Origin of the sequence: Lentilitoribacter sp. EG35 (genome assembly GCF_040784015.1) — a bacterium.
Taxonomy (GTDB): domain Bacteria; phylum Pseudomonadota; class Alphaproteobacteria; order Rhizobiales; family Rhizobiaceae; genus Lentilitoribacter.
Genome location: NZ_JBFNGQ010000014.1, coordinates 1 through 21,764, shown reverse-complemented (window position 1 = coordinate 21,764; position 21,764 = coordinate 1). Strand labels below are relative to the sequence as shown.

Here is a 21,764-nt window from a genome sequence, read left to right as displayed (position 1 = left end):
CAAAACCCATAAAAATACTATAATCTATGGGTTAAACTCCAAAAAAAAGAGGAATAATCGATGCTACCACTGACGCTCAAGCAGCTGCGATATGTTGAAGCGGCGGGCCGTACACGCTCAATTTCTGCCGCGGCAGAAGATCAGAATATCTCGGAAAGTTCGATTGCCAGTGCTATTGGAGCCCTGGAGGCGAGCCTGGGATTTGACCTATTTTCGAGGGTGCCATCTAAGGGGATCAACCCCTCGCCAGCCGGGTGGGATTGTTTAAAACTCATCTCGAAGATACTTCGCGAGTTTGACGAGTTTCAAACTGAGCTTTTGGCCATAGGTGGCAACCTGGTCGGAACTGTCAGACTGGCTTGTTTTGCCAGCGCGACAAGCGGATTTCTCCCCGCCGCCATCGAGAGTTTTCAGCAGGAATACCCCGGCGTTACCTTTAAATTGGTAGAGGGGTCAATGGACGCGGTTATTGATCACATCGACAGTGGGCTGGCCGATATCGCCTTTAGTTACGAAGAGGTGACAACAGAAGCACATCAGTTTAACTCATTGGTTTCATTGCCGCATTACGCCCTACTGCCCTCCAGGGATCCGCTGTCGCAGAAACGGGGGGTAAGCCTAAAAGACCTAAGCACCCGACCGATGGTGAACCTGGAACTTGAACGGACAAAGACTTATTATGTTAACCTGCTCAAGGATGCAGGGCTTAAAGTCATCGTGGCGCATCACACGCGCTCGGCAGAGATGGTCCGCACACTTGTTGCCTCGGGGATTGGCTTTTCAATTCTTAACGCACGGGCCGGAAACCTGTCACATGCCGATGGCGGATTTAGGGCGGTACCCATAATTGACCGTCTGCGCGATCGTGAATTTGGTCTTATTCGACCTTCAGCGATGCGTCAGCCCCGCGTTGTGCGCAGATTTGCTGATCACTGCCTCAAGCTAAGAGCAGAGGGTGCGTTTGAGGCCCTGTCGCTTCGGTACAATCATTCATTGGAATAACCGAGCAATAAGCCGTAAAACGAACATTATTCACATGAACGGGTGGCTGTTAGGCTCAAGGGATAATCGAGAATAACGACTTGAAATCTCGTCAACAGGAAGGAGATGAACCTATGAGTTCTCACTTAAAGAAATTCGTAATTATGGCTGCACTACTTGCGGTGACCTCCACCGCGAGCATTGCCGATGAGCCGGTGACTGGTGGCACGCTTGTCACGACGCTACGCAACACACCGCGCAACCTGAACCCCGCGGTCCAATCTGGCATTATCACGGGCGCCGTCGGCGCGCAGCTGTTTGCTGCTCCGCTTCGCTATGATGAAGACTGGACCCCACAGCCTTATTTGGCCAAAAGCTGGGAATGGTCAGATGACGGGCTGTCGATGACGCTCAAGCTAGTTGAAAATGCGGTGTTCCACGACGGCGCGCCGATCACTTCGGAAGATGTGGCCTTTTCGGTTGCGACCATCAAGGCAAACCACCCCTTTAAAACAATGTTCGGCGTCGTGGAAACAGTCGATACACCGGATGAACACACCGCCATCCTCCGCCTGTCGCAGCGGCATCCGGCGCTGTTGCTGGCAATGTCGTCGCAGTTGATGCCGATTATCCCCAAGCATATCTATGGTGACGGGCAGGACGCCAAGTCACACCCACGCAACAACGCCGATGTGGTCGGGTCTGGCCCGTTTAAATTGACCGCGTTTGTGCCAGATCAGCACGTTATTGTTGAGCGGTTTGACGACTTTTTCATGGATGGGCGCCCCTATCTGGACCAGATTGTCTACCGCATCATCAAGGATGCTTCGGCCCGAACCATCGGTTTGGAAAACGGCGAGCTGCACCTGTCCACGTTTGAAAGCGCAGTACGCAACATCAAACGTATGAGCGAGAATGACAAACTGGTTGTAACCAACGAAGGTTATTCGGCGATTGGCGCCCTCACCTGGTTGGCGTTTAACACTGGGTCGGACGGGCCCACGAGTAACAAATTGGTCCGCCAGGCGATTGCCTATGCGTTGGATAAAGAGTTCATTATCAAGGCTCTGATGCTTGGGTTCTCCGAAGAGGCTAAGACTGGTATTCACCCGGGTTCGCCGTTCTATGACGAAACGGCAAATGGCTATGACGTGGATCTAGACAAAGCAAATGCGCTTTTGGACGAGGCGGGTTTCCCAAAAGGGTCTGACGGCACACGTTTTTCGCTGACGCTTGACTATGTGAACCAATCAGTCAAGGCGCATGCAGAATATACCAAGTCGGCACTTTCCAAAGTTGGTATCGATGTCACCGTGAACTCATTTGTGGATTTCCCAACCTGGTCCAAGACGATTTCGAACCACAACTTTGATATGACCTGGGACAATGTGTTCAATTGGGGCGATCCGGTAATCGGTGTGCATCGCACCTATTCCAGCGCCAACATCAAGCCGGGCGTGATTTGGTCGAATACCCAACAGTATTCCAACCCTCGCATCGATGAGCTGATGGAAGCTGCCGGCCAAGAGATCGACCCGGAGGCGCGGGCCAACCTTTACAAAGAGTTCCAGTCAATCCTGTCCGAAGATCTGCCTGTCTATTGGTCAAACACATTGCCCTACCACTCGGTGTTCTCCACCAAAGTCGGCAATCCGCCGATGGGTATCTGGGCCTCGTCGACCCCCTACGACCAGGTCTATTTGAAAGACTGATCCGAACCATAACACCAATGCCGTCGGCCTAGTTGTCGGCGGCAGTTCCAACTCAGAGGTTCGAACGGTATCATGCAAATCCTGATAACAATCCTAGAACGCTTAGCCTATGCGACAATTCTATTGCTTGCAGTTCTCGTGCTGAATTTCTCAATGATCTACCTCGCACCGGGAGATGTTGCGGATACGATTGCCTCGTCGATGGGCGGGGCCAACGCAGAACTTATGACCCAGATCCGAAGCGAATACGGGCTGGACCAACCGTTTATTGTTCAACTCTCCAGCTATATAGGCCGGGTGCTCAGCTTTGATCTTGGACATTCCTATTTCTACAATCGTCCAGTGATTGATCTGATCGTGGAACGTTTGCCGGCGACACTACTTCTGGTTCTCTGCGCCCAGACGTTTTCACTGGTTGTCGGTGTGGTTGTCGGTGTGTTGTCCGCACGTAACCCCAACGGTATCCTCAGCCATTTTGTAACGCTGATTTCGCTGTTTGGATATGCAGCGCCCGTGTTCTGGACTGGTATTTTGCTGCTAATCGCCTTCTCGTTAAAAATCCCGTTGTTTCCAGTTGCTGGGATGCAGGACGTCACGGTGAGCGGCAACTTCCTGATCCATACGTTGGATGTGCTCCATCATCTGGTGCTCCCGATGCTGGCTCTTGGATCAATCTTTATCGCGCTTTACTCACGCCTGTGCCGGGCTTCGATGCTTGAGGTGCTCGGCTCGGATTATGTGCGCACAGCGCGGGCCAAAGGGCTGTCAGAGCGTCAGGTGGTCATGAAGCATGCCTTGAAAAACGCGTTGCCACCAGTGGTCACGTTGGCTGGTCTACAGTTTTCGGGAGTGATTTCGGGAGCGGTTCTGGTCGAATCGGTATTCTCCTGGCCCGGCCTGGGTCAACTGGCGCTGAGTTCGATATTGGCACGCGATACACCGACTATCCTTGGAATTCTCTTCTTCTCGGCATTGGTCGTCATCATCGGAAATATTACTACGGATCTTGTGTTACGCATGATTGATCCGCGGGTTAGGGGTAAGACATGAATATTCAAGATAATCCCGTCGTCAAAGCACGTTCGCCGTATTCCGAAGCAAGTGAGATGTTCCTGCGCAATCATGCAGCAGTGGTCGGATTGGTCGTCCTGTTTGTAATTTGCCTGGTCGCGCTTGTGGGTCCGCTTATCTATCCAGGTGACCCGTTCGAAATGGTCTGGACCCCTTTTACCCGCCCAGGTGAGGAAGGTTACCTGTTGGGAACCGACTATCTGGGTCGAGACCTGATGTCGCTGTTGATCCACGGCGCCAAAGTTTCGCTGACCATCGGACTGTCTGCCGCCTTAGTCACCATAATCATCGGGATCACAGTTGGTGCATTAGCGGGGTTCTATCGCGGCTGGGCCGAAGAAGTGCTGATGCGGATCACTGAATTCTTCCAGGTTTTGCCCACGTTGTTGTTCTCGATGGTGATTGTGGCGCTCTTTGGAGCAACGTTGCCAATGATCACGCTTGCCATTGGACTGGTGAGCTGGCCGGCTGTGGCCCGGATCACACGCGGCGAGTTCCTTCGCATCCGCGAGCTGGAATACGTCAAGGCAGCCCATGCAGGTGGAGTCAGAAACGGCCGATTGATCTTTCGGGTGATACTGCCCAACGCGTTGCCACCCATTATTGTGCAATCGGCCCTCATGGTGGGCTCTGCCATCCTGTTCGAAGCAGGTCTGTCCTTTCTGGGACTGACCGACCCCAATGTCGCAAGTTGGGGGCAAATCATCGGTTCGAACCGGCAATACATCCTTGATGCCAGCTTTGCGGTCACCGTACCTGGCGTTGCAATCTTTATTACTGTGCTTGCGATCAGCCTTGTCGGTGATGGGCTGAACGACGCATTGAACCCGAAATTGAGGCAGCGATGAGTGTACCACTTCTCAAGGTTGAAAATCTGCGTATCGAGTTAGGCATACGCGACAAAGGCACCCCGGTTATTGACGACCTGTCTATTGAACTGTCTGAGGGGGAAACCCTCAGCTTTGTAGGCGAAAGCGGTTGCGGAAAATCAATGACGGCGCTGGCGATCATGGGCCTATTGCCAGCAAAGATCTCTCGCATCGCGGCTGGCCGGATCCTTTTTCATGGCCAAGATATGGCGCAGATGAGCGAAAGCCGGTTGCGCGATATCCGTGGCAACGAAATCAGCATGATATTTCAGGAGCCTATGACTTCGCTAAACCCAGTCTATACGGTAGGTGATCAGATCGCGGAGGTGTTGCTTTGTCATAAAAACATGGGAAAATCCGAAGCTTGGGCGCGCGCCGTAGAGCTATTGGATGCAGTGCGTATCCCAAACGCCAAGGCGCGAGCGCGCGACTATCCGCATCAGATGTCGGGCGGCCAACGGCAACGGGTTATGATTGCCATTGCCCTTGCCTGTGAGCCAAAAATCCTGATCGCCGACGAGCCGACCACCGCGCTCGACGTCACAGTGCAGGCGCAGATCTTCGACCTGTTGCGCGAGTTGTCACGAGAGATGAATACAGCAACGATCATGATCACACACGACATGGGTGCGGTGGCCGATATGGCCGACCGGATGGTCGTTATGTATGCGGGACGCAAGGTTGAGGAGGGCAGAGTGAAAACCGTGATCTCCAATCCACGTCACCCCTATACACAGGGACTGATTTCCTGCGTCCCGCATTTGGTTGAACCGATTTCAGCGGATCGGCCTGAACTGACCGAAGTTCCCGGCATCGTGCCCGCACTGACTGAGTTCGGTTCGGACTCTTGCCTCTTTGCCAGTCGATGTGCCCAATCCGACGAGCTTTGCAGATCGAAACGTCCACCCGAAACCCTGTGCGAAGATCTGCACAGCTCGGCATGCTGGAAGGTAGAAACATGAAGACAGATGCTCCGATCCTATCCGTCAAGGACCTGATAGTTCAATTCCAGATCAAGCGTCGGTTCGGTCGTAAGGCCACACTGACTGCTGTCGATAAGATGAGCTTTGATATCAAACGCGGCAAGACCCTGGCGATCGTCGGCGAAAGCGGTTCGGGCAAGACCACTGCCGCCCTGACAGTTGCCCGACTGGTCAAACCTAAGTCCGGCTCAATTACGCTCGCTGGCGAGGATTTCATGGCTCTTGAGGGCGAGGCGTTGCGCCGGGCGCGCGCCAAGATCCAAGTGATTTTTCAGGATCCGTTTTCATCCCTGAATCCACGCCTGCGCGCGGAAGATATTGTGCGTGAGCCGATGGAGAGCCTTGGCACCCTGCCAAAACACCAACACGCCGCCCGCGTTGATGAATTGTTTGAGCAGGTAGGATTGCGGCCAGAACAAAAGCACCTGTTCCCGCACCAGTTCTCGGGTGGTCAGCGGCAGCGTATCGGTATCGCCCGGGCGCTTGCAACCAATCCGGATGTTATCATCTGTGACGAGGCGGTGTCAGCGTTGGATGTCGCAGTGCAGGCGCAGATTCTGAATCTTTTGCGCCGATTGCAGCGGGACCTCGGTCTGACTTATTTATTCATCAGCCATGACCTCGGAGTGGTCCAGCATATGTGCGACGACATTGTCGTCATGTACATGGGGCGTATTGTCGAAAGCGGAAGCCGCATGGAGGTGTTTTCGAACCCCTCTCATCCTTATACGCAGGCGCTACTTGAGGCGGTGCCGTCAGTCGCCAAGCTAAAGGGTGAGCGCGAGGTGCTTTCCAGCATCACCGGCGAGGCGCCGGACCCGCTCAATCTGCCCAAGGGCTGCAACTTTGCCTCGCGCTGCCCAAAAGTGATGGACACATGCCGGGTCGAACAGCCCCGCTTGGAAAATCACGCTGGAGCGCATCTGTCAGCCTGTTACCTGCCGAATTGATCCAGGTCGTTTGCGATTCTGACAACATACTCAACATCCAGAAAGATCCCACATTTTGATCGATACTTGGTTAACTTTACAGTGCCTGAAATACACTTAAACAAATATCCCTAGATAGCAGGAACCTCACATTTTACTTTTTGTAAAATTTTGTTGGTTCGTATATTAAAATGGGTTCTGTCGCAAAATTTACGCACGGTTCATTTTGATTATGTATTAAGTCCTCAGCTAAATGAACATGCAGGTTGAGGTTCCAAAGATTGACTTTAAAGGAAGTCATTATCCTAAAGATGTAATTCTATACGCGGTGTTTTTCTATGCCAGATATGCAGTCTCCTATCGTGATCTGGAAGAGATTATGGCTGAACGTGGTGTCGTGGTTGACCACGCAACGTTGAACAGATGGGTGGTAAAGTATTCCCCGTTGATTGCACGTGAAGCACATCGCCGGAAGTCCGCAACCAACAGTTCTTGGCGGATGGACGAGACTTATATCAAAGTTAAAGGTAAGTGGATGTATTTCTATCGTGCAGTTGATAAACACGGGAAAACCCTAGATTTCAAGCTCTCTGAGCGCCGCGATGAAGCCGCAGCCACCAACTTTTCAAACGTACGATCAAGAACAACGGTTGGCCTGAAAAGGTTGTGATCGACAAGAGTGGTGCTAATTTTGCAGGATTACAAAACATGAATCTTTTATTGCTGTTGCATGGATGGTTCTGGCTAATTGATGTCTTGCAAGTCAAATATCTCAATAACATGATTGAGCAGGATCATCGCTTCATCAAGAAACTAAACTGCCCCATGAAAGGCTTCAAATCCTTTCAGTCCGCATCAGCAACATTGGATGGTATCGAGGTCGCTCATATGATCCAAAAGCGCCAATTTGGAACCAATGGTCAATCCGCATCACTCGCTGCATAATCGTTTCCAGCGATATCCCCTTAATAACCATTTGTAAAAATTGCGACAGAACGACATTATGGAGCAAAATCATCGCTTCACTAAAAGACTCACTCGTCCGATGATGGGCTTTAAATCGTTTAATTCTGCTTCTGCAACGCTTCAAGGAATTGAAGTTGCACATATGATCCGCAAACTTCAATTTGGCAAAACCAATCAATCTGCCTTTCAACAATTTGCTGCGCTTGCAGGATAATTGTGTCTAAGAATAAGATACTTTTATGCTGCAATTAAATTTGCGACAGAACCGTTAGAAGTATTAAGCTAGGTCAAAGCAATATTATTGGTTTTTAACTTTGATCTGGATTTTAACATCAGTTGGGCGGGCTTCAACGGCCCGATCGAAAGCTTCGATACTGTCGTTAAAATCAAAAGTTTTAGAAATTAGAGGTTTAAGATCGACTTTACCTGATGCAATCAAATTGATGGCCCGATCATATATATTTGCGTACCGAAATACGGTTTCAATATGAATTTCTTTAGCTTGTGCCGATACGATATCAAAAGGTACCGGATCAACAGGCATTCCAACGAATACCAGACATCCGCCTGGGCAAATAGCTGAGAGAGCCGTTGGATATGCAGCGGCAGCGCCGGAGCATTCAAATACGACATCTACGCCCCAACCATTCGTATGCTTTGCAATTTCACCGACAACATTTTGTGTTCTTGCGTTTATTGGCGTTATGCCGTCATATTGACCTGCAATTTTTAGTTTATCGTCCACGACATCAGAAATAAAAACTTCCGCGCAGCCTCCCGCAAGTGCTGCAAGCGCCGTCATCATTCCAATTGGGCCCGCCCCAATTACAAGTGCAATATCCCCACCTTTAATATTAGCTTTGGCTGCGGACTGCATACCTATGGCGAACGGTTCAACCATGGCGCCTTCGGCCATAGAGACATTATCTGGTAATTTATAGGTAAAAGCCGCCGGGTGAATTACACTAGGTGTCAAACATCCATGAACAGGAGGAGTTGCCCAAAACGTAACCGCGGGATCTACATTGTAAATACCCAATTTGGATGCGCGTGATCTGGGGTCTGGAATTCCTGGCTCCATACATACACGATCGCCAACCTTTAGGTCTTTGACGTTATCGCCAATTTCCGTAACGATACCGGCGGCTTCATGTCCAAGAACCATCGGTTTTTCAACTATAAAAGGTCCAATCTTACCATGCGTGTAATAATGGACATCACTGCCACAAACACCGACCGTATCGATTTCAATCCGAACATCATCTGCACCAATTATATCGTTCAGCTCTATATTTCTAAGCTTAAGTTCGTTCATCTTCTCAAGCACAAGAGCTATTGGCATTTTCGAAACTCTCCAGGTTCAATTTATAATTTATACTGTTTCTTCTGTTTGTGCATCAAACACATGAACATGATCAAGCTGAGGTTGTAGAGCAATTTTTTCATCAGCTTTCCAATCCAGTCGTTCGCGCGAAATAGCGCAAATATCTTGATTTGAAAGAGACGAATATAAATGGATTTCCGGCCCGGTTGGCTCCACAACATTTATAGTTGCGGAAAACCCGTCACCATCCTTCGTTGGTAAAAGATGTTCAGGACGAACACCATATAAGACTTGTTGTCCTATCGTGACGTTGGATTTTTCAGGTAGAGGGAGAAGTGAATCGTCGACAGCCACGAAAAGGTTGCCATCTTTCTCGCAGACAACACCTTTTAGGATGTTCATTCCGGGTGAACCGATAAATTGTGCGACGAACAAGTTAGCTGGATTGTCATAGATATCGAGGGGCGTACCCATTTGTTCTATATGACCATCGCGCATAATGACGACTTGGTCGGCCATTGTCATCGCTTCAATCTGGTCATGGGTTACGTAAACTGTCGTGGTTTTTAGTCTTTTATGCAGTTCTTTGATTTCCGTACGCATTTGTACACGAAGTTTGGCATCGAGATTTGATAAAGGTTCATCAAAGAGGAATACGTCAGGGTTTCGTACGATAGCTCGGCCCATTGCTACCCGTTGCCGTTGCCCTCCAGAAAGTTCTTTAGGTTGGCGCTCAAGGTATGGTTCTAGACCCAGTATAGAAGCCGCCCATGCAACTCGTTTATCAACCTCTGCGTTAGGTGTTTTTTTCAAGCGCATTGAAAACGCCATGTTTTCTTTCACGCTCATATGAGCATAAAGTGCGTAGTTTTGGAAAACCATCGCGATGTTTCGATCTTTCGGATGCATTTTATTGACCAATTGATCGCCGATTGAAATATCACCTGATGTGATACTTTCAAGACCGGCAATCATCCTTAGCAACGTGGATTTTCCGCATCCCGACGGTCCTAGGAGAACAACGAATTCTCCGTCTTTTACGTTTAAATCAATGCCATGCAGCACTTCAAGAATGCCGTAAGATTTCTTTAGATTTTCTATTTTTACAACAGCCATAATTTTCTACTAGCACCTAGCGCTTTGGACGCATTGTTTAAGAATGAAGTTTATTTTGTATTTTCTGTTACGAATTCCACCTCAACCAAATTAAGCTGAGGTGGAACGATATTTGACTTACAGAAGGTCTGCTTCTTCAACTTGTTGATCAACAAGTGAAGCAATTTTATCCATGCAGGCTTTGGCATCACCATTATAATCTTGACCTGTCAACAGCTTACCAAGTTCAGTCGGGATCTCGTTGTTGGCAACCCCTGCCCAAATAGCAACATCAGGCTCAGAAGCCATTGCATTATCAATTGTCCACTTAACAGTATCCAGATGGCGTGTTGTGCCAGCGCCTTCAAGACCTTTGCGTTCCACAATGCGTGGATCTGTATATGAAGAATTACGCATTGGCGCAAAACCACCTGCCAAAGTACAACGTGTCATGATGTCTTTAGAACATGCCCACTGTAAGAAAAGCCAAGCCGCATCTGCATTCTTTGAATAGCGAGATAGAGCAATACTTGAACCGCCTTGGTGTCCCCAGTTTGGAATTTCACCAAATCCGGCAGCATCTGTGCCACGCAGGGTAGCTGGTCCTTCGAGTGGTTTAGCCATTTCCCAAAGGCCTTTAACTTTGGAATCATCCGCATTCCAGCCAGGGAAGAACTCAGCCCAGGATTGGACAAGTGCAACTTGGCCGGATGCACCCATTTGCCACTGACCATCCCATGTTGATGCGACAGAGTTGGCTGGTGCATTATCGAGAAGATTCATATACCAGTTCAAACCTTCAATTGCGGCCTCATCATTGCCGGAGAATTTCTTGTCCGCACCAAAGATAGATCCACCATGTCCCCATACCGCTTGTGACCAATCACACTCGAGTGAATAATGACCGGATTTAGCCTGAAGGCCAGTACCGAAAATACCATTTTCCTTCTCTGCTGCGGTGATCATTTCAACAGATTTAGTAAAATCCTCGTATGTTCGAGGAATCTCAAGACCATGCTTTTCGAGAATATCTTTACGGTACATCAGCGTGAAGATCGGGATATCAAATGGTAGGCCAATCATCTTGCCTTCGTACATACAAATTCCGTCAACAAGCGGAGTTGAGAAATCGTCAAAATCAAAGCCTGGCATTGCTAGATCAGGTTTATCTTTATAATGTTCGCGTGGGTCAATTGTATCCTGGGCAAATGTTGCCGTCCAAGCTTGATCCAGATAATAGATATCATAAGTTCCGAGCTGACCCTGTACATCCTGTGTCGCTTTTGCAAGAACCTGCTCAAGAGGCACAATTTCAATTTCCACATTGATGCCTGTAAGTTCAGTAAATTCACTTTTTAATTGATCAAGAACCACTGTTGGTGGTGTTGCTTCTGATGTGTACCGAATAGTCGTACCGGCAAATGGCTTCCCAGCTTCACGTAGGAAGTCAGCAACTTCCTTAGGTGTATTATTTTCCGCTGCGTAGGCCATGTTTCCACGGAAGGGTCGAGTTCCTCCTAACAACCCTGCAGAGAATGCAGACAATCCGACACCGGCTATGCCCATTTTACGGAGAAAGTCACGTTTAGACATTGTCCCCTTTGTAAATGCGTTCGCAGTGTCGATTAGGTAGTTTTGCTTATCAAAGTTCTTAAAGCTCATGATATTCCTCCAAAGTTAGAGCCTGCGGTAAACACGCATGTTTCTGATGCGCTTAATCTTTAATTGCTCCCATCGTTAGTCCACGGACTAGGTGATTTTGAACAAGTAAAATGAATATAAAACTGGGTATAATCGCCGACGTTCCCAGAGCGGAAATATAGCCCCACTCTGATCCAGTCGATGTTACAAAAGTTGTGATTTTTACTGGTATCGTACGGATTGAATTCGTTAAAAATAATGACAGAACGAACTCGGTCCATGAGAAGATAAAACAAAGCACTGCTGTTGCCGCCACTCCGCCCTTCGCCATAGGCAGGATAACCTTGTAGAAGCACTGCAATCGTGTGGCTCCATCAATCATCGCTGCTTGGTCGATATCTTTAGGAATATCGTCCATAAAGGATTTGAGCAGTAGTACTGCAATGGGAACATTTATCAAAGTGTGAGCTATAATGAGGCCTAGATGCGTATCGCGAAGGCCTAAATCGTGAAATATGAAAACGAGGGGAACGATAATAGCAATTGGTGGCAAGAACCTTTGCGAAAGCACCCAATTTAAAAAACCTTGGGAGCCCCAAAAGCTCAATCGTGACAATCCATAGGCGGCAAACAATGCCAAAGTTACTGATAATGCAGTCGAACTTACGGCAACGATGATTGATGTGACTATGGAAGAACGTCCGTCATAGGAGCCACCTCCGCTTGTGCCGAAATCCGAGCGAGTGTTGGTTTCCACATCAATTGCCTGACCGCCAAATAGTGTAACCTCATAGTTTTCAAATGTCGGTACGAAATCAAATACGATCACGCCATCCTTATCGAAAACAGCGGAAATCGGTTTAATCGATGTCAAACCAAACCAAGCAATCGGAAAAACAAATATCAAAACAACAAAAATCGAAATTATGTATCTTGCTGTTATGCTAAAGCGAGAGGATTCCATCAGAATTTCACCCTAAATATTTTGATGAAGATATTCGCGACAATGACCACCAATAGCAGCGTTATGATTGCAATGGTCGACGCGTATGGAAAATTTGCACTCTTAAAATATATTGTGCCAGCATAAGCTGTTAGCGTCTCAGTGGCGGTGCCAGGGCCACTATCCGTCATCACTTTGATATAGTCATAGACCCGGAAGAGATCGACGCCGCGAATGAGTACGGCAAGCGCGATGATTTTAGACATCATTGGTAATGTAAGCTTGAAAAATGCCTGAATGTCTGTGGCTCCGTCAATGGCTGCCGCTTCAAAGGGATCTTTCGGGAGTGCGCGGAGACCTGCAAGCATTATGAGTACCATAAATGGGGTCCATTGCCAGACATCGGTTATAATAACGCCCCAAAGTGCAGTGGTACCATTTGCAAGTATGGGAGAAGAAGGAGATAGAAGACCCAATCCGTAGAGCATATGGCTAATCACACCAAAAGAGCCATCATACATTAACAAGAACATCATTCCGGTTACAGCTGGTGGGACCACCAAGGGGAGTGTCATCAGAGCACGTAAAATGCCGAAGCCTTTGCGATCTGAATCGAGAAGCAATGCAATCACCATCCCAAGAATAAGCTGAATGATAATTGCGATGCCTGTGTAGGTTAGGGTAAGCCAAATTGCATCGATAACACGGTCGTCTGTGAATGCTTTAGTCCAATTCCACGATGGTTGAAATTTTTCAACTCGTGTAGCCGGGTTTCTTTTAAAGAAAGAAAGCCAGAGTGAATAAAGCACCGGGTACAATCCAAAAACAAGCAGGACGGATGTTGCAGGAAACAGCCATGGAAATGGATGTTCTGACGTTAGCCATCTGGGTAACGAGAAAAATTTTGTTTTACTGCCTGAGTAGGACACTCTTATCGGTCCTCCTGCGGTGGTGCTGAAAATCGATTAAGAATGTGTGTTCTTTGCAAAACTGCGTTCCCTAAAAATTACCTCAGTGAAAAACTAACAGGAATGTAAAGTTTAATCAATACGACATAAGAATGGCGCTTTTCTAAATGGAAGAAAAAATAAATAATTGTTTTTATTGACTAATATCCAAATAATTGAAATTTTTCTGAGATTTTTTGACAGATAGTATAAAGTTTTTTTGATTATCTATAATTTACAAATGCTATTTAGATATTGAATTTGTATGTTATGTTTTGTAAATTCAACCTATGAAAGTAAAGATGAAATGCCATTACATCGATAAATATCGACGCGCTAAACTTTGGTATCGGGCAGGAGAATATTTTAATGACAGATAAACCACTTATTGGAATCACTGGTGCAAGTTCTGGTATCGGCGCCGCAACTGCTGAAGCATTTTCAAAGGCCGGGCATCCGGTGCTTATGATGGCAAGGCGAACGGAACGGATGAAAGAGATGAATCTTCCAAATTCTGTTGTTGCAAGTGTGGATGTTCGCAGTCGTGAGCAGATTGTGGAGGCAGTTCGCGCCGGAGAAGAAGCGTATGGGCCTGTGGATATGATGTTCGTTAATGCCGGTGTTGCGCGTCTTGCGGATATTGGCCGACAGCCCCCCGAAGAATGGGACGAGATGATTGATATTAATACCAAAGGTGTCATGAATACCGTTCATGCAGTTATGAAGGGTATGATGGAGCGTAAACGTGGGACGTTCTTTATGATGAGTTCTATAGCCGGACGGAAGATCTATCCCGATCATACAGTTTACTGTGGTACAAAATATTTTGTCCACGCAGTCTCGGAATCTCTAAGGGATTATCTATCAGATTATAATGTGCGCGTTATTGTTCTGTCTCCCGGCGTTATTGAGACTGAAGTTCTATCGGGCGTGCGTGATGAGGGTACGCTTGCCGCATACAAAGAAAATAAAGCCAAGATGGGTGGAGGCATCAGCGCGGATATCGTCGCTGATCTTATTTTGAACGCATATAATTATCCGCAAGAGGCTATTGTTCAGGAAATTTGCATAACCCCGACGAGACAGAAATTTTGATGAGTGCAACCGAATAATATCTGCATAATCAGCCCTCATAGAACATCTATTTACAAGAGAAAATATCATGAAGTCACGTTGGTCAGAAGCTGATGCTAAAGAATGCATCGAACATTATGCAAGAGAAGGGATAAATTCCGATATTGCTATTCGTATCTATACGACGCGAATATTAGGTCAAGAGCCCAGACTTGTATTGCATGGAGGGGGGAATACATCTGTTAAGACAATAATGATTGACCCTTTGGGTAAAGAATATGAGGTTTTATGTGTAAAGGGTTCAGGTTGGGATATGGGAGTTATTGAGCCTGCTGGTTTGCCAGCAGTTCAACTGCAGCCATTGGCAGAACTTGCAGATATGGAAAGCTTGTCGGACGAAGAGTTAGTTGCTTCGCAGCGTCGTATGTTAATCGACCCGTATGCTCCCAACCCATCCATTGAAGCGGTGCTACATGCTATTGTTCCCCACAAACATGTAGATCACACTCATGCGGACGCGATTATTTCGCTCTCTAATCAACCGAACGGCAGAGAAATTATTCGAGATTTGTTTCCAGATACTACGATTATTCCTTATGTTATGCCGGGATTTGTTTTATCAAAAGTTTGCCGCCAGGCTCTTTTGAAAGAAGTGAATTCCAAACATATGATTTTGATGAACCATGGTATCTTCACATATCATGATGATCCTCGTCAGGCTTATGACGATATGATCAATATGGTTGATATGGCGGAAAAGCGACTTGAAAGAGGGCGAGTCAAGGTATTTTCAGGTATTGAGTTGCCTTCAAATTTGGCAAGTTTAGATAAGGTGGCTCCTGTCATTCGCGGCGCATTAGCTTTGGATACTCAAATTGAAGGGAGGCCTAATCGATGGATATTGGATCATCGATCCTCTGATCAGGTGATCGAATTTGTTAATGGTCAGAATGTTTCAGATTATGCGGTTCGCGGCAATGCTGCGCCGGATCATTCTATTCGAATAAAGCGCTTTGGGGCGGTGATGCCTTGTCCAGCGGCGGATGACATGGACTCATTTGCAGAAGGTGTAAAAAAGGCTGTTAAAAAATTTGCCGTAGAATATGAGGCCTATTTCCATCGTAACAACTCTCGCCACAATGGTGGATTAAAAATGCTAGATCCGGTTCCGCGTGTAATATATGTGCCAGGAATTGGTCTGTTTGGCGTCGGCAGGACCGCAAAGGAAGCTGCCATCTGTGCGGACATTGCAGAGGCAACTGTCAATGTCATCACAAAGGCGGAGGGTATTGGTCAATTCGTAGCGCTTCCCGAGGAGGATTTGTTCGATATTGAATATTGGTCTTTAGAGCAGGCTAAGCTTGCTAAAACGGTTGAGCAGCCATTATCTCGGCAAGTCGCCATTGTTACAGGTGCGGCAGGCGGGCTTGGGCTTCAGATTGCAAAAACTCTTATTGCCGATGGTGCGGCAGTTGCGTTGTTTGATATCAATGAAAAAACTTTGGCAAGTGTAGCAGCTGAAATCGGGGCATTCCCTGTTACTTGCGATGTTACTAACGAAAAATCTGTACAGGATGCCGTGTCGCAGGTCATTAGTAAATTTGGTGGTGTTGATATTCTGGTCTCGAATGCCGGAGCGGCATTTCAAGGACGTCTTGTTGATGTTGATCAGGAACAGTTTGACAAAGCGTTTGCGCTCAATTTTTGGGGGCATCACTATATGGCAAAAGCTTGCACACAGGTCATGGAAGAGCAAGGTTCCGGTGGTGCCATCGTATTTAATGTCACCAAGCAGGTTATGAATCCGGGTCCTGATTTTGGGCCTTATGGTACATCAAAATCAGCTCTTATGGCACTTATGCGTCAGTATGCAATTGAACACGGAGCATCAGGCATAACATCAAATGCGGTGAATGCAGATCGCATAAGAACTAATCTTTTAACCGATGAGTTCATCGTAGAACGGTCCAAAGCGCGCGGGATTACACCTGAGGAATATATGCGGGGTAATCTTATAAAGCGTGAAGTCACTGCAACAGATGTTGCTGATGCTTTTCTGCATTTAATAAAGGCTACAAAAACAACTGGGGCGGTGCTGACAGTTGATGGCGGGAATGTTGCTGCAATGGTTCGTTAGTGATGCTAATATCACATTTCTAGCTCTGTTAGAGTCTACGTTAATTCTGACTCATTTGAGCAGCAGAATGTATTAAATATTAGTTGTCGTTCTAACAGAGGTTGCCACAATTCATGGTCAGCTTGATCTGGGTGGTACGTCTCACCGTTGGTGCTCATAGTTTGTGCCGCTGTGTCGAAATTGTCAAACCAGTTCGCGCCAACGGCAGCAATCATTCCCGCGCCAAGCGCTGATGCTTCAAGCGACTTGCTGATGGTTAAGGGAATGCCTGTTGCATCTACTATCATTTTTCGCCAAAGAGCAGAATTCGCACCACCGCCAACCGCTACGATTTCATCTGCGGGTAAGCCCTGATGACGCATATCATGTATGGTTCTGGCAATGTCTCCAGTTAAACCTTCCATAGCGCCTCGATAAAGGTGTGTAGAATCATGAAATGGTGAGATGCCATAAAAAGCTGCTTTAGCTTTCATGTTCCAGAAGGGGTTCATGCAGCCGGAAAGATATGGGCAAACTAGAAGTCCATCCGTGCCTACTGGAAGAGTTTCCCCATCTGCCTGTAATTTACTGTAGGTCGAATTATCTGCATTGCAATCGATATAGTTTTCGACGAACCAATCCATGAAATATGTTCCTGCACGCATCACTCCTTCTAAAAAATAACCGTCACTTGTTGGAGAGGTCATCGTTCTCCAGCTGTTTGATATATTGGGTGTTTGTGACCAAACTCCGGTTACGACCGCGGTTCCTAAATTTAAGTAAACTCTACCTTTTCGTGCCGCATTTACTCCAAGTCCGGCGCATTGACCATCGCCGGCTCCGGCATATAATTTGGTTCCCGCCTTAAGGCCAGTTTGCAGTGCAGCTTCTTCATTAATTTCCCCAATAGGGGATGCAGGTGCAACCGGTTCCGCAAACCGAGATTTGTCCAATCCTATGACATCCAAAATTTCTGACGACCAATCCATTTGTTTAATGTCAAATACCCCCGATGGGTCGGCGCTTGGCCAGCTTACGAAGCATTCGCCAGTAAGCTTCATGCCTAAATATGAACTCACATTAAGGACTTTATATAGGTTTTGTATCTTCGCCGGATGGTTTTTAACAAACCAAAGAATGCGTGAATGGCTGGGAATGATATCTTTTGGTTTGCCGCTAATTTTGTGCAGCTGATCAGTGCCTATTTTTTCAGTGAGTTCTTCCACCTCACTGATCGAACGGGAGTCAAGCCAAACAATAGCTGGGTGTAAAGGTTCTAGGTTTTTATCGAAAAAACCAATAGTTTCTCTTTGGTTGGAGATAGCAATTCCGTCAATTAACGATGAGTCAATTTGATCTGTAAGTGCTTTAAGTGCAATGCATGTTGCTTTCCACCACTCTTCGGGGGTTTGTTCAAAATGGTTTTTCCGCGGTGTATTCATTGGAATGTCGGCACGACCTTCGGCGACTAATTCTCCTGTGTCTGACCAAGCTATCGCTTTGGTTGACTGTGTTGAACTATCTAGTCCAATGATTAAACGATCTACCATTTTTTACTGCTCCACCACTTATTTGTCGCTCAAATATCGTCCTTCAACAAACGTTTTGCTGTCTTGTCATCAGTAATGAAATGCGTTGCAAATCCGGCCCGAATTGTCGCCGCAACAGCTTGTATTTTAGCTGAGCCTCCAGCTACAGCTAATCTTATTGGTGCAGCTTTTGCTGCTGCTAATTCGATTGCCAAAGTTTTTTGCCTCAAAGGTCCGTCAATTTCGTTACCATCCTTGTCTATAAGGCGTCCAAAAATGACGCTCACTGCGCCGAGAGATCTGTAGGTATCGCGCATTTCATCATTCATAAAATATTCTTCATTGGTGTAAAAAATCGTGTCGGGGTTAAGTTCCCCAATGCCAAAAACAAGTAGATTCACATCGTCAAAACGTTTGAAATGTCTCAACAAAGATGGTTCTGCCAAAAGAGAAGTCGCCAATTCCTTTGTGGAAACATAAGCGGGTGCAAATAAATTCAAACATTGAGCAGATAATTTACTGGCAATCAGGGATGCGCATATTTCTGGCGATGTTTTCGATCCGCCGATTGAACAACCTGCCACCTGGACCACTCTTGTTTTCGGCTGGTCAGATTCAGGCATGTTGGTGCCTATTCCTAAAACCGTTCGCCCAAACGCGACACCAATTGTATCACCATTACTTGTTAAACCATGAATAACCTGGCCGCCTGCACGTCCTAAACGTTCAAGAAGTTGATACTCAGACTTGGGTGTAGGAATAATGTGAACTGCCTGCAATCCAAACTTATTTTGTAATGCTAAAGCCCTTGAATGTCGTGTTAAAATATCCTTATTGACCTGCACTTGCACAAGTCCTCGTTCCAGGGCTTCCCCTAAATAATTTGCCACCGTTTGGCGGCTAACCTCCAGCTCGTCAGCTATATCGCTTTGAGTTCGGTTTTCGACATGATAGAGCCAGGTCGTCCACAATTGAACATCGCCAGCAAAAGCAGTTGGTACGCGCTTTACCATCAATATACCCTTTCTAGAAACCGCAAAACAGATCAACTCTACAATGTTTCAAGTTATATTACACTACAGAATCTATTCTTGACAAATGCTAATTAGAAATTGCATATGTTAAGTTGCATGGAGATGTTCTTGATGAGAAGTAATAAAGACGAAAGAAGCTGGACACGCCTGATTGATGAAATTTGTGAGGGACGTTGGATTAGTCCGCTTAATGGTAAAGTTTTCCCGGCAGCTCCTTATGATAGTATCGTTATCAAAGAAAGTTTGAGAGGCGAGGAAGCAGCGCTTGTTACAGATTTAGGTTTTAAGCCTCCTTTCGTTGTTATATCTGATCAAAATACACACAAAGCCATGGGAGAGCGTGTAGCAAAAGCGCTTGCAAATGTTGGACCTGTAACTGAGGTTATTTTGGATCATCCACATGCTGATATGGCAAACGTTCGCGAGCTTTCGAAAAAAATAGAAGGATTTTCATCTGTTGTCGCGGTTGGCTCAGGAACGGTGAACGACCTTACCAAATATGCCACATTTCAAGATGGTCGCCGCTATATGGTTTTCGGCACGGCAGGCTCGATGAACGGTTATACATCATCGACCGCATCGATAACTTTAGATAGCGGTTTAAAGGTGTCTCTTCCCGCTCAAGTTCCGGCTGGTTTTTTTGTTGATTTAGAGGTTTGTGCCAGTGCGCCAAGCTATCTTAATGCAGCAGGTTTTGGTGATTGCCTATGCCGCTCAGTTGCTCAAATTGATTGGTGGATGTCCCATAGGTTGCTTGGATCTGTTTATTATCATGATCCTTATATCTTAGAGATACCTGATGAAATTGAACTGATGGAGCGAGCAGAAGGTATAGCATCTGGAGATATAGAGGCTGTCGGCTACCTTTTCAGAGTTCTGACATTATGTGGCCTTGGAATCTCATTTACTGGTATTTCCAATCACGGTTCTATGGGTGAACATCAAATTTCTCATTATATTGATTGCTTTGCAAGGGATGCGCATCCAGGTAGTTTGCATGGCCAACAGGTAGGTGTAGCGACACTTACTATGGCTCGAATTCAGTCGCATTTCCTATCCAGTGAAACCGCGCCAAAAATTGGTCCCACAGAATTGGATCTGGATGGGATGATTATGCGAATGGGCAAAGAAGTTGCCACCCAATGTCATGAAGAAATATCAAAGAAAGCTTTTAACTCGCAGCAAGCAGATGAATTCAATATGAAGATTGAATCTATTTGGCCAGAACTTCGCCAGCAATGCCTTGATATTTCGATACCTGTCGAAAAATTAGAGCAGAAATTACGTGCAGCAAAGGGTTCTTGTACGTCGGAAGAAATGGGGCTTCCAACCAAAGTATATAGGGAAGCTGTTTGTCACGGTCACGAAATGAGAAACCGTTTTTCATTTGCTGATATTGCTGATGGAGCCGGCGTGTTGAAGGAAATAGCGGCCATGGAGGTGTAATAGATGAAAACTATTGCTGATATGCCGGATAGCACTGCTGCAAAAATTCAAGTGGTTTTAGCTGATATCGATGATACCTTGACAACTGATGGCCGACTGACTGCAGATGCTTATGCTGCGTTGGAAAAATTAAAGAACACCGGTATTCGCGTTGCGCCTGTTACAGGCCGTCCGGCAGGTTGGTGCGATATGGTTGCTCGTTTCTGGCCCGTTGATGGTGTAGTTGGTGAAAACGGCGCCTTTTATTACGCCTATGATCTAAGTGCAAAAACAATGATCCGCAAATACCATCCTGCATTAGAAGAATATGTGAGTGATCCCAATCGTTTTGATCGTATTAAAGCTCGCATTAAACAAGAAGTTCCTGGTGCTGCAATATCCGCTGATCAAGCTTTCCGTGTGGCCGATTTGGCAATTGACTTTTGTGAAGATGTATCGCCGTTGCCAGATAGTGATATTGAGTTGATAAAGGCTATTTTTGAGAATGAAGGGGCCTTTGCAAAGGTTTCCTCTATTCATGTTAATGGCTGGTTTGGCGAATATGATAAATTAGCAATGTCTCGAACATTTCTAAGTGATATTCTATCTTTAAACGCAGACCTGGATAATAATTGTATCGCGTTTGTTGGTGATAGTCCAAATGATGCGCCGATGTTTGACATGTTCAACCATTCATGTGGTGTAGCGAATGTTCTTGATTTTAAAGATACACTACCTGCAGCGCCTAAGTGGGTAGCCAGTAAAAAGGGCGGTGCAGGCTTTGTGGAAATTGCTGAGAAGATTTTAAGTGCTCGTATTGAAAGATGAAATAGATGATTTGATCGTGTCGGCCGTGTTGCACGGATCGATTGCAGGGCGGATCACGGCCTTCCAGCGACCCATCAAGGTTTCGCCACGGCTGCGCTGATTGTAGCCCGAAGCCCTCTGCCATTCCATTTGTCCCTGCGCTCGTATTTTGGTAATATGGCGATCACGAATGCTAGGCTCAGGACTCATAACCAGAATAAGACGGTTGCGGCGAGTGCGATTGCGGAGACGAATACGTTTGGGCATCTGTCATAGCGTGTAGCGACGCGTCTCCAATCTTTGAGCTTTCCAAACATT

General features: G+C 46.7%; 18 protein-coding genes and 2 pseudogenes. 12 read left to right on the top strand and 8 right to left on the bottom strand.

The annotated features are described in order from the left end of the window. Window positions 1–60: 60 nt before the first annotated feature. The 8 genes and pseudogenes from AB2J24_RS18525 to AB2J24_RS18490 form a co-directional block, all read left to right on the top strand. Complete coding sequence (locus AB2J24_RS18525; RefSeq protein ID WP_162654539.1) at window positions 61–1,002, top strand: LysR family transcriptional regulator; 942 nt, start codon at window positions 61–63, stop codon at window positions 1,000–1,002. Window positions 1,003–1,115: 113 nt separating this feature from the next. Then, on the top strand, window positions 1,116–2,693 hold the full coding sequence (locus tag AB2J24_RS18520; protein WP_162654540.1) for an ABC transporter substrate-binding protein: 1,578 nt from the start codon (window positions 1,116–1,118) through the stop codon (window positions 2,691–2,693). A 72-nt stretch (window positions 2,694–2,765) separates the two neighbouring features. Then, window positions 2,766–3,743, top strand: coding sequence for an ABC transporter permease (locus AB2J24_RS18515; protein WP_367386588.1), 978 nt, complete (start codon window positions 2,766–2,768; stop codon window positions 3,741–3,743). After that, a complete protein-coding gene (locus tag AB2J24_RS18510) occupies window positions 3,740–4,612 on the top strand; it encodes an ABC transporter permease (protein ID WP_367386587.1) in 873 nt (290 codons plus the stop codon). The genes AB2J24_RS18515 and AB2J24_RS18510 overlap by 4 nt, the downstream gene beginning before the upstream one ends. Next, window positions 4,609–5,595 carry an ABC transporter ATP-binding protein gene (locus tag AB2J24_RS18505; protein ID WP_162654543.1) on the top strand — a complete coding sequence of 329 codons (987 nt, stop codon included), beginning with the start codon at window positions 4,609–4,611 and terminating at the stop codon, window positions 5,593–5,595. The genes AB2J24_RS18510 and AB2J24_RS18505 overlap by 4 nt, the downstream gene beginning before the upstream one ends. Further along, a complete protein-coding gene (locus AB2J24_RS18500) occupies window positions 5,592–6,566 on the top strand; it encodes an ABC transporter ATP-binding protein (protein WP_162654544.1) in 975 nt (324 codons plus the stop codon). The genes AB2J24_RS18505 and AB2J24_RS18500 overlap by 4 nt, the downstream gene beginning before the upstream one ends. Before the next feature lie 238 nt (window positions 6,567–6,804). Further along, window positions 6,805–7,490 (top strand): IS6 family transposase gene (locus AB2J24_RS18495; protein WP_367386632.1). Its coding sequence is split into 2 segments (ribosomal slippage): window positions 6,805–7,162 and window positions 7,162–7,490, totalling 687 coding nucleotides; the frame shifts between segments, so codons are not numbered across the junction. Between the two features lie 49 nt (window positions 7,491–7,539). Then, window positions 7,540–7,725, top strand: a pseudogene (locus tag AB2J24_RS18490) (DDE-type integrase/transposase/recombinase); the annotation flags it as partial. 84 nt (window positions 7,726–7,809) lie between these two features. On the opposite strand, the gene AB2J24_RS18485 reads toward AB2J24_RS18490, so the two are convergent. The 5 genes from AB2J24_RS18485 to AB2J24_RS18465 all read right to left on the bottom strand — a co-directional run bounded on the left by AB2J24_RS18485 (window position 7,810) and on the right by AB2J24_RS18465 (window position 13,443). After that, complete coding sequence (locus AB2J24_RS18485) at window positions 7,810–8,853, bottom strand: NAD(P)-dependent alcohol dehydrogenase (RefSeq protein ID WP_367386586.1); 1,044 nt, start codon at window positions 8,851–8,853, stop codon at window positions 7,810–7,812. Between the two features lie 30 nt (window positions 8,854–8,883). Beyond that, window positions 8,884–9,951: an ABC transporter ATP-binding protein gene (locus tag AB2J24_RS18480; RefSeq protein WP_367386585.1), complete on the bottom strand. Its 1,068-nt coding sequence runs from the start codon at window positions 9,949–9,951 to the stop codon at window positions 8,884–8,886. Window positions 9,952–10,068: 117 nt separating this feature from the next. Next, the gene (locus AB2J24_RS18475) at window positions 10,069–11,592 is read right to left on the bottom strand and encodes an ABC transporter substrate-binding protein (RefSeq protein ID WP_367386584.1); all 1,524 of its coding nucleotides are present in this window, start codon (window positions 11,590–11,592) and stop codon (window positions 10,069–10,071) included. A gap of 52 nt (window positions 11,593–11,644) precedes the next feature. Then, entirely contained in the window at window positions 11,645–12,535 is an 891-nt protein-coding gene (locus AB2J24_RS18470) for a carbohydrate ABC transporter permease (protein ID WP_367386583.1), read from the bottom strand. Continuing rightward, on the bottom strand, window positions 12,535–13,443 hold the full coding sequence (locus tag AB2J24_RS18465) for a carbohydrate ABC transporter permease (protein WP_367386582.1): 909 nt from the start codon (window positions 13,441–13,443) through the stop codon (window positions 12,535–12,537). Before AB2J24_RS18465 ends, AB2J24_RS18470 begins: the two co-directional genes overlap by 1 nt. A gap of 387 nt (window positions 13,444–13,830) precedes the next feature. Between AB2J24_RS18465 and AB2J24_RS18460 the strand changes: the two genes are divergently transcribed. After that, complete coding sequence (locus AB2J24_RS18460) at window positions 13,831–14,556, top strand: SDR family oxidoreductase (protein WP_367386581.1); 726 nt, start codon at window positions 13,831–13,833, stop codon at window positions 14,554–14,556. Window positions 14,557–14,623: 67 nt separating this feature from the next. After that, window positions 14,624–16,672: a bifunctional aldolase/short-chain dehydrogenase gene (locus tag AB2J24_RS18455; protein WP_367386580.1), complete on the top strand. Its 2,049-nt coding sequence runs from the start codon at window positions 14,624–14,626 to the stop codon at window positions 16,670–16,672. A 35-nt stretch (window positions 16,673–16,707) separates the two neighbouring features. Here the strand turns inward: AB2J24_RS18455 and AB2J24_RS18450 are convergent, their stop codons facing one another. Both AB2J24_RS18450 and AB2J24_RS18445 read right to left on the bottom strand, forming a co-directional pair. Continuing rightward, entirely contained in the window at window positions 16,708–18,201 is a 1,494-nt protein-coding gene (locus tag AB2J24_RS18450; protein WP_367386579.1) for a xylulokinase, read from the bottom strand. A gap of 29 nt (window positions 18,202–18,230) precedes the next feature. Further along, the gene (locus AB2J24_RS18445; RefSeq protein ID WP_367386578.1) at window positions 18,231–19,193 is read right to left on the bottom strand and encodes a sugar-binding transcriptional regulator; all 963 of its coding nucleotides are present in this window, start codon (window positions 19,191–19,193) and stop codon (window positions 18,231–18,233) included. A gap of 132 nt (window positions 19,194–19,325) precedes the next feature. Between AB2J24_RS18445 and AB2J24_RS18440 the strand changes: the two genes are divergently transcribed. Both AB2J24_RS18440 and AB2J24_RS18435 read left to right on the top strand, forming a co-directional pair. After that, complete coding sequence (locus AB2J24_RS18440; protein WP_367386577.1) at window positions 19,326–20,660, top strand: iron-containing alcohol dehydrogenase; 1,335 nt, start codon at window positions 19,326–19,328, stop codon at window positions 20,658–20,660. Window positions 20,661–20,663: 3 nt separating this feature from the next. Continuing rightward, a complete protein-coding gene (locus AB2J24_RS18435; RefSeq protein WP_367386576.1) occupies window positions 20,664–21,467 on the top strand; it encodes an HAD-IIB family hydrolase in 804 nt (267 codons plus the stop codon). 185 nt (window positions 21,468–21,652) lie between these two features. Here AB2J24_RS18435 and AB2J24_RS18430 read toward each other — a convergent pair. Next, window positions 21,653–21,764: pseudogene (locus AB2J24_RS18430) on the bottom strand (IS5/IS1182 family transposase); the annotation flags it as partial.

Bases quoted from the DNA above. Each gene is read 5' to 3' on its own strand.
- AB2J24_RS18525 (WP_162654539.1), top strand. From the start codon at position 61: ATGCTACCACTGACGCTCAAGCAGCTGCGATATGTTGAAGCGGCGGGC.
- AB2J24_RS18520 (WP_162654540.1), top strand. From the start codon at position 1,116: ATGAGTTCTCACTTAAAGAAATTCGTAATTATGGCTGCACTACTTGCG.
- AB2J24_RS18515 (WP_367386588.1), top strand. From the start codon at position 2,766: ATGCAAATCCTGATAACAATCCTAGAACGCTTAGCCTATGCGACAATT.
- AB2J24_RS18510 (WP_367386587.1), top strand. From the start codon at position 3,740: ATGAATATTCAAGATAATCCCGTCGTCAAAGCACGTTCGCCGTATTCC.
- AB2J24_RS18505 (WP_162654543.1), top strand. From the start codon at position 4,609: ATGAGTGTACCACTTCTCAAGGTTGAAAATCTGCGTATCGAGTTAGGC.
- AB2J24_RS18500 (WP_162654544.1), top strand. From the start codon at position 5,592: ATGAAGACAGATGCTCCGATCCTATCCGTCAAGGACCTGATAGTTCAA.
- AB2J24_RS18485 (WP_367386586.1), bottom strand. From the start codon at position 8,853: ATGCCAATAGCTCTTGTGCTTGAGAAGATGAACGAACTTAAGCTTAGA.
- AB2J24_RS18480 (WP_367386585.1), bottom strand. From the start codon at position 9,951: ATGGCTGTTGTAAAAATAGAAAATCTAAAGAAATCTTACGGCATTCTT.
- AB2J24_RS18475 (WP_367386584.1), bottom strand. From the start codon at position 11,592: ATGAGCTTTAAGAACTTTGATAAGCAAAACTACCTAATCGACACTGCG.
- AB2J24_RS18470 (WP_367386583.1), bottom strand. From the start codon at position 12,535: ATGGAATCCTCTCGCTTTAGCATAACAGCAAGATACATAATTTCGATT.
- AB2J24_RS18460 (WP_367386581.1), top strand. From the start codon at position 13,831: ATGACAGATAAACCACTTATTGGAATCACTGGTGCAAGTTCTGGTATC.
- AB2J24_RS18455 (WP_367386580.1), top strand. From the start codon at position 14,624: ATGAAGTCACGTTGGTCAGAAGCTGATGCTAAAGAATGCATCGAACAT.
- AB2J24_RS18450 (WP_367386579.1), bottom strand. From the start codon at position 18,201: ATGGTAGATCGTTTAATCATTGGACTAGATAGTTCAACACAGTCAACC.
- AB2J24_RS18445 (WP_367386578.1), bottom strand. From the start codon at position 19,193: ATGGTAAAGCGCGTACCAACTGCTTTTGCTGGCGATGTTCAATTGTGG.
- AB2J24_RS18440 (WP_367386577.1), top strand. From the start codon at position 19,326: ATGAGAAGTAATAAAGACGAAAGAAGCTGGACACGCCTGATTGATGAA.
- AB2J24_RS18435 (WP_367386576.1), top strand. From the start codon at position 20,664: ATGAAAACTATTGCTGATATGCCGGATAGCACTGCTGCAAAAATTCAA.